This window comes from Bdellovibrio sp. (genome assembly GCF_036384735.1).
Lineage (GTDB): Bacteria > Bdellovibrionota > Bdellovibrionia > Bdellovibrionales > Bdellovibrionaceae > Bdellovibrio.
In genome coordinates this window covers 1-7,872 of sequence record NZ_DASVLT010000037.1, presented here as the reverse complement: position 1 = coordinate 7,872, position 7,872 = coordinate 1, and the positions used below count along the sequence as shown (strand labels likewise).

Genomic DNA, 7,872 nt, shown 5'->3' with positions numbered 1-7,872 from the left:
TTAGATTTTGCTTCGTAACCAAATCTTAAGAAGATTGTGTAATTAACTGGATCCCTTTTTTCTTAGGTCCTAACGCCTAGCATTCCACCATTAACTGGGAACAACCGTTAAATTATCTGACACTTCCCCAGAGGGAAGAATAAATGCTTTTGGAAAAATACCTGCTTTTTTAAATCCTAATTTTTCATAAAGACGCAACGCCTGTTGATTATTGAGCATCACATCAAGCTCGATGATTTGAATGCCAGTAAATCTTTTCATGTTGTCTAGTAAGACCTCCATCAGCTTTTGCCCAATACCAATGCCGCGAAAATCGGGATGAAGGGTGACGCCCAGACCCGCTCGATGTCTGCGTTTTATATCCTTGTAGGAGTGTCCACCGCAGAAACCAATGATGCGGCCATTGTTAAACACCGCAAGAAGAATCGAAGCATCGCTTTCCTGGCAATCCTTGAACCATTTTATCTGGCTTTCAACAGTTTTTTGCTTAAAGCTTTCTGGGGTTGAAAGGATATAAGGACTATGAGCTGAAACATCCACCATCATATCCAAAACAAGCTGTGCCTCATTTTCGTAAGGACTGCGAATTTCAATTTCTTGACCATTCTTTGCTTTAAATATGACAGATGATTGATTCATTTTATTTTTCCTTTCTTAGGAAGTATCTTACAGAATGAAATACAAGAGGGGAAATCGAATGAATTTATTCATTCCATTAGCGACACTCTAGTTCCAATCTGGAATCACTGATGTCACAGAGGATTGCGTTTGGACGTTTAAGCCCTTAAAGTTACCATTTATTCTTACTATTTCGAGGGGGACCCCGTGATTGATCTATATACAGCTAATACACCTAATGGACACAAGATCGTGATCATGCTGGAGGAGCTTGGTGTACCTTATACCAAGCACATGATCGATCTTAAGGCGAATCAGCAGAAATCACCTGAGTTTCTCGAGATGAATCCGAATGGTCGTATTCCTGTGATTATCGATCATGAAGGTCCTTTCAATAGAAAGACGACAGTCTTTGAAAGCGGTGCGATTCTTTATTATCTGGCTGAAAAATACAGTAAGTTCTTTGGACAAGAGTTGGATCAAAAGGCTCATGTTATGCAATGGGTGATGTTTCAAATGTCAGCCATTGGACCGAACTTTGGAAACTACAATTACGGTACGACTTATATGCCGGAAAAAGTTCCGCAGTTTATTGAGCGCTTTGAAAAAGAATCGCAACGTCTAGTGACGGTTCTAAACTCTCAATTAACGAAGCATCAATTTGTGGCCGGTGATTCTTATACGATTGCCGATATGACGACGTATACGTGGGTATCGGCTTTTGCGACAAAAAAGCCGGAGTGGTTTGACTCTGCTCCGGCGATTCGTCGTTGGTTGGATGCGGTGGGAAATCGTCCCGCTGTTAAAAAGGCTATGTCTTAAGATTTTTAAAATCCCACAGCTCTTGATCCATCATTTGGCTTGGCTTGACATTTGAGAGAGCTGTCTGGATAGAGGCATAGATGTTCGGAATTTCTTTTTCAAGATCACGAACAAGCTTCTTCACACGCACGCGCTTAAGGCCGTCTTGTGAGCCACATAGATTGCACGGAATGATCGGGAAGGCCCATTCTGTAGCAAGATCTTCGATATCTCTCTCTGAAACATAAGTTAGAGGTCTAATCAAAATATTTCGTCCGTCATCTGATTTTAATTTCGGCGGCATTGAGGCTGTTGTGCCTACATAGAACAAATTTAGCAAAGCTGTGTGAACCACATCGTCGCGATGATGTCCTAAGACCATTTTTGTAAAACCATTGGCGTGGGCGAAATCATAAAGAATCGCCCGGCGAAGGCGAGAGCACAGCGAACAGTATGTCGCCCCTTCAGGCACTTTTTCTTTAACGATTGAGTAAGTGTCTTTTTCAAGAACGTGAAGTTTTACGCCAAGGCTTTCAATCCATGTTCTGAATGCTGTGGGATCAAAGCCCGGTTGTTTTTGATCAAGGATAGCCGCTTCAAGAGTGAACTTTCGTTCAGAGCGTTTTTGAATCTCTGTCAGAAGTGCCAACAACACGCTGGAATCTTTTCCGCCGGAAACGCAGACCATTAACTTATCGCCGTCTTCAATCATGTTGAAGTCGTTCAAAGCTTGAACAATCTGCTTACGAATTTTAATCGCTAAAGGACTCTCAAAGTTTACTGCTGCCATGGTTAGGATTTGTATCTGATAGCTCAACAACTTGTCGAGCGAATTTAATACCAGCTGCGTTCAAGGCCTCAATTCCCCGGGAATAAACTTTATCAGCGATGGTAAATTGCGCGCTATAATGATCGATAAAGTAAAGAATCTTCAGTTCTATCCAGTTTTCAGTGAAATCACTGACCACACTCCAAGGGGCTGGGATGCCACGAACATCGCCAATACCGGCGACAGCATGCTCCAAAACCTGCTTTGCGTGCCCAATATTTGTCCCATAGGCCAACCTGAAAATATGACGGCGTAAAATCGGATGATCCGGCGGAGAAAAATTCGAAATTTGCGCACTGGCCATGGATCGATTGGGAAAAGTGATCATCTCGTCAGAAAAGCCAACCAACGTGACGGATCTCCAGGTCATCTCACGCACCTGGCCGGTGGCTTTTTGGCCGCCAGCATTAATCTCTAACCAATCGCCGATTTCAAAATTTCGATCGACCTGCAAAGAAATTCCGGCAAATAAATTTCCCAAAGTATCTTGAAGAGCAAGACCCAGAATGATCGAGGCCGCGGCCGAAGTCGCAAGCAAAGGTCCAAGCTCGACGCCGAAAATTTTTGTAACTCCCCAGAGTGTGAGAACGATGGAAAGAATCAGTGAAAAAATATTCACCAATAAAAGAGGAACTCCGTGTTTCATAGAGCCTAGGAACATGTACTGAAGAACAATCAGGCGCGACGTCTTAACAAAAACTACGTTCCCCCAAATAAAGATCAACATCGCCACATACGGAGTAAAGCGGGTGAATCGACCTAACTGCGCTTCTGAACTTTGCATAAAGATGAAAGTCACAAATAGAAAACTTAAAATCACAAAATGACGGATTAAAATTCGAAAGTGGCCTCGAATGATTTTATGACGTTCGTCCGTCGCCTCTTTTAAGAAAAATTTATAGAAGACCCACGCAATGACAATCAAACAACCCAAAAGAATATAGGGTTCTAATTCTAGCATCGCGTAGAGTGCTTGGATATTGATAAACTTTTCTGCCATAGTTCGTTTTCCCTCAAGAGTCCCTAGTATAATGGCTAATTTTTAGTCTAGTCGAGCGGAAAAAAATGTGAGGGGGGTCATTTGGGTTGTGCTCTCTGCCGATAGATCGGGCATGGGAAAACACTACCTTTACATCGGCATTTTTGCAGCAATGACGGCTTGTGCTCCTCAATCTCACCAAGCTCTTGATAATATCGCTTCCAACACGGCTTCAGATATTTCGTGTAAAAGCCAGCAATTGGAATCAAAGCTTTATGACGGTTTGAAAAGCTATCTGATCGAACAGCAGGCGATCCCAACAGCAGATGAAATGAAAGCGGCCTTCCATTCTCAGGTGGATAAGTTGGCTGATGAAAATTCACGCATGACGGGTGATCAAAAAACACAATTGAATTCAAATTTGGATCAATTGGTGGATTCTCTATTGGTAGAAGCTCCAACAGGTGAGCGTGTGACTGACTCAGCGACTCTTTTACAGCTACTATCAGCTATTGACGTGGGTGATCGCTCGACGACCTTCCGTGCTTACATGCAGGACCGCGTTCGCGCTAATTTCACGGCTCTTCAAAAAACAGTGCAATCGATGAGCTTGGATTGTAATACAAGTTCGTCAACATCGGCCGTAGCGGCTGATGATATGACAACACCATCACCAGCTCCGAACTATGATTACAACTATCAAAAACAACAGGCAACTGCGGCAGGAGTGAATGCGGCAGTTTTCGGTGAGCGCTGGGCTTTCGCAACAGCTTATCAATCTTGTCAAACGTTGACCATGGAACCATTGAGTTCAAAGACTCCAAATATTCAAGGGATCACTATTACAGGTAAACACTCGGATGGTATTGGCAATAAGCGCATGATCTCAAGTCTTGCGAAGGTGGATGCAACACATCCGTATATTAAAGATGTAGCTTCTTATGGTGAAAGTTGTTTTGACGTTCGCAGTAATCCATTGATTTACGACTATGGTGGAAAACCTTATGTCACCACGGCAGCATCTTCGCCAATTGATTTGTTCAAAAATGGCGGTGATGGAACTAGTGTCCTTGGCATTGACTGTTCAGGATTTGTCTTTACGTCAATGGCAGCAGGTGGTCTGAGATTGAAATCGGGTCGCACCTTGAAAGCGTCTGATGCTTTGGCTTGGGGCTCGACTTCATATGTTGAGCCTCAGAATAATGGTCTGACATGTCTCTCTAAAATCACCGTGACGCCAACTACATCTTTGCATGCAGGTGATATCGTGGCGGTTCAGGGGCACGTGATTATGATCGACAAAGTGGGTGCAGATCCCTTTGGTATTGCAAATGCAAAGACAACCTCTGACTGTTCGGCTCTGACTTCAAAAGGTTTCGACTTCGTGATTGCGCAAAGTTCGCCAAGTGTTGGCGCCGTAGGAATCAATCACTTTGTTGCAAAAGACTATTTGCCCACAGAGAGTAAAATGGATGTCGGTCTTACCAAATACGCATACTATGCATGTCTTGCGAAGATCAATAATAAGTCTTATACGCCAAACCTTGGGACGCTTTCCGTGGTTCGCCATAAGGGAACATCGGACTGCATTGACACAAGAGTGGCTTTGGCCCACGAGAGCTGTATTCAGAGTTGTTCCTCCGCATCTTTCGCGGATTAGACCTCTGACGAATTCTTAGACACAGTGACATTTTAAGTCTGAGAGGGGAGGATGATTCCCCTCTTATTTTTAGCTGAAGAGAAAGTACGTCGCTAAAATATTGCTAAAAAAGAATTTGATTCTCACTCGTGCGAAAGTCTAGTTTCTGTGTTATAAATTCTCTCCATGAGAAAACTAATCACACTTCTGATCGTTAGTGCTTTTTCTTCAATCTCATTCGCAGGACAAATTCGTTATTGCGATGATATGAGTCGCGTTCCTAATATGCCTCATTTGAACTCGGATCAATTCGCTCGCTATCTGCGAGATAAGGGCGATGTGGATCGTATCTTGGTCTCCAAATACCGACGCGAACTTTACCTTATTGACGACGGTGTTGTTTTAAAAACCTACCATGTGGCGTTCGGTGGTGATCCGCTAGGCGGTCCAAAGCACTTTGAAGGAGATCAAAAGACTCCGGAAGGTCTTTATAACATCGACTATAAAAATCCCAAAAGCGCTTACTTCTTGAGTCTTCATACTTCGTATCCAAATGACGCCGATGTCGATTATGCAAGAGCCCGTGGGAAGTCTCCTGGAGGCGATATCATGATTCATGGTTTTGCCATTGAGCCCAAGATGCACGCGAAAGCTGTCGCAAATCATCCAAACGATTGGACAGACGGCTGCATGGCTGTCACCGATGAAGAAATCAAAGAAATATTCGCTCTGGTGAAAGAAAAAACAGCAGTTGAAATTTGCTCTCCGCAGCAGCGCTAACTAAGGTCCTGTTCCTCTAAGAAATCGTCGTCAACGACACCTCCTTTCCATTAGCATAATCTCGGGGGTGTCATGCAACAATCAGAGTTGAAACGACCATTTGGCGTTTATGTTTTAGCAATTCTGTTTTTGCTTGCTCCTATCGGAAATCTTCTGATCAGTTTTGCCAATAGCGGGATTCCCAATTGGCAGGAACCCTCGATCCTTTATGCTCTTCTGCAAGGTATTTCTATTTTAGATTGGTTGTGGCTGAGCCTTTTGGTTGTTACAGGGATCTTGCTTCTTCGTCCTCATAAAACATCTTGGACCATTGCCATTGCGACATTGATGTTAGTTCTTGCAATCAATCTCTATCGCGCTTTCTTGGGTGATCTTGCTCATACAAGTTATGGTCACTGGCAGATGGGGATTTCTTCTGTAGCGACGGTTGCGGTGCTTATTCTTTCATTTTATTTCCGCTTCCCATATTTAGATCGTCGTACGCGTTGGTTTATTCCCGCTGCCCAACGCTATGACATCAGAACGCCGGTGGAAGTTGTAGCTCAAGATATCTTCAATGGGGTTACTGAATCTGTTTCTATCTCTGGAGCGCGCATTCGTTTGCAACGGGACATGGGCCCTCTCGTGCATGAACTGCGTTTTGTTGATGTGATCTTCCCCGAGCTCCGCAATATGAAAATCAAGACTCTGGTCGTGGAGTACGGTGACAACGTGCTTCGTTTGAAATTTAAAGAGCTTCGAGGGCAGGATTTGAACCATTTGAAAGAGTGGCTTAAGTCTCATGATGAGACAGCTCTTGAAAATCCAGGATAAGTCTGGGTTCTTCTTAAGTTATCTAAATTGTGTACCGAAAAGACTCAAAAGTATGAGGTCGATATGAGATGGAACTTAAAACCTGTATCTGCTCTTAAAGCATTGGCTGTCACAGTGTCTGCATGGACGATGTGTGCGGCTCCCGTAGCACAAGGTGCAGAAGCGGCATACAATCAGAAACAACTCATCAGTCAGTATCTGAAAGAATCAGGATTGACATCGCAGAAGATCACGATTGGTCAATTCTGGGGCCGAGTTCGTCATATCTATCCTGCCGTTTTGCAAAAGCAATTGGATCCTTGGATGAAAATTCATGCAAATGAAATGATGCCATCGATTCAAGCAAGTAGCTTTAAAGATGGTGATAACGTCGAACAAGTGCGTTTGGTTCTTACGTCAGGTTCTGAATCGAACACGTTGACATTCACTGGTAATGACGACAAACCAATGAAAGTTAACGGAGTGACTCTGACTCGCGCAGAGCTTGCTGACTATAACAAATTCGAACAATTGGCTGCCAAGGTCGCAAGCCAAGATCCTGTTCTAAAAAAATCGACTCAAAGTTCAAAAACTTCTTCAACAAATGCGCAAAGATCGAATACGACTTTACAGCCTTCTCAATTGGCGAAAATGAATCTTCGTCAGCAGATGAAGTACTTCTTGAAACTTCGCGAAGTATCTGAAGCTGCGAATCATGTGATAGAACTTAAAGAAGGTCGCAAGGGAGCTTCAAATGTCAATGCATCGGCAGAATCTGCTGTAGCGGCATTGTGGCGCACGTTGCTTGGCACGACGGCCTACGCTCTTTATGAAGAAGGCACATCTTGTGTGGCTTCAGGTTGGATTGCGACTTATCATAGAGGCAGCAAGGGAGCATCTTGTGCGGCTCCTCCAGATGGTCGTGTGAGCCTATTAAATCAAGTTCAGACATTAAGCTCTTCATTTCCAAGTTCTGTTGTAACAGATATGAGGGACTGCGTTTCTAAAAGAAATGGTTTGCCTTGTAATCCACTTTTGTTCGGCTTGAATAGCTCGGGCGGTGCGTATTGCGTGACAGAAAGTTTGTCGACGGCGACATCTCAGTGTAACACGGCGGCGCCGGTAACCGATCCTGAAAGAATCATTAACAGCATCGTGAAAGTAAAAGGCGGTACTGACGGTCTTTGTAACGTCACGAAGTCGGGTGACAAGAACGAAGTTTCCCAAGAGTGCTTGAGTAAATTGGGCGATTACACAGCGGGTCTGCAAAAAAGCTATTTAGATGCTGCTAAGTTTTGTACAAGTGGTGTTGATTGGAGCAGTGACAGCCTAAAAGATATCAATGTTGCGAAGTCGACATGGCAAGCAAATGCAAAAGGCAAAGGTCAGTTGGCTCCCGATCAGATCGATGCTTGTAATAAGTTAAAAGACAGA

Annotated in this window: 7 protein-coding genes and 1 pseudogene; 5 read left to right on the top strand and 3 right to left on the bottom strand. The window is 43.8% G+C overall.

What is annotated here, in order from left to right; translation table 11 throughout:
- Nucleotides 1-90: 90 nt before the first annotated feature.
- The gene (locus VF412_RS11030) at nucleotides 91-639 is read right to left on the bottom strand and encodes a GNAT family N-acetyltransferase (RefSeq protein ID WP_331339296.1); all 549 of its coding nucleotides are present in this window, start codon (nucleotides 637-639) and stop codon (nucleotides 91-93) included.
- Between the two features lie 186 nt (nucleotides 640-825).
- Here VF412_RS11030 and VF412_RS11025 point away from each other — a divergent pair, with 186 nt between their 5' ends.
- Complete coding sequence (locus tag VF412_RS11025; RefSeq protein ID WP_331339295.1) at nucleotides 826-1,440, top strand: glutathione S-transferase family protein; 615 nt, start codon at nucleotides 826-828, stop codon at nucleotides 1,438-1,440.
- Here VF412_RS11025 and ttcA read toward each other — a convergent pair.
- Nucleotides 1,430-2,209, bottom strand: coding sequence for a tRNA 2-thiocytidine(32) synthetase TtcA (ttcA, locus tag VF412_RS11020; protein WP_331339294.1), 780 nt, complete (start codon nucleotides 2,207-2,209; stop codon nucleotides 1,430-1,432). The two genes, VF412_RS11025 and ttcA, sit on opposite strands and share 11 nt — an antisense overlap.
- Complete coding sequence (locus VF412_RS11015) at nucleotides 2,190-3,248, bottom strand: mechanosensitive ion channel family protein (protein WP_331339293.1); 1,059 nt, start codon at nucleotides 3,246-3,248, stop codon at nucleotides 2,190-2,192. The genes ttcA and VF412_RS11015 overlap by 20 nt, the downstream gene beginning before the upstream one ends.
- Nucleotides 3,249-3,360: 112 nt before the next feature.
- Here VF412_RS11015 and VF412_RS11010 point away from each other — a divergent pair, with 112 nt between their 5' ends.
- The 4 genes and pseudogenes from VF412_RS11010 to VF412_RS10995 form a co-directional block, all read left to right on the top strand.
- Complete coding sequence (locus tag VF412_RS11010; RefSeq protein ID WP_331339292.1) at nucleotides 3,361-4,887, top strand: hypothetical protein; 1,527 nt, start codon at nucleotides 3,361-3,363, stop codon at nucleotides 4,885-4,887.
- A gap of 165 nt (nucleotides 4,888-5,052) precedes the next feature.
- Nucleotides 5,053-5,646: a L,D-transpeptidase family protein gene (locus VF412_RS11005; RefSeq protein WP_331339291.1), complete on the top strand. Its 594-nt coding sequence runs from the start codon at nucleotides 5,053-5,055 to the stop codon at nucleotides 5,644-5,646.
- A gap of 72 nt (nucleotides 5,647-5,718) precedes the next feature.
- On the top strand, nucleotides 5,719-6,459 hold the full coding sequence (locus VF412_RS11000; protein ID WP_331339290.1) for a PilZ domain-containing protein: 741 nt from the start codon (nucleotides 5,719-5,721) through the stop codon (nucleotides 6,457-6,459).
- Nucleotides 6,460-6,522: 63 nt separating this feature from the next.
- Nucleotides 6,523-7,872, top strand: a pseudogene (locus VF412_RS10995) (hypothetical protein); the annotation flags it as partial.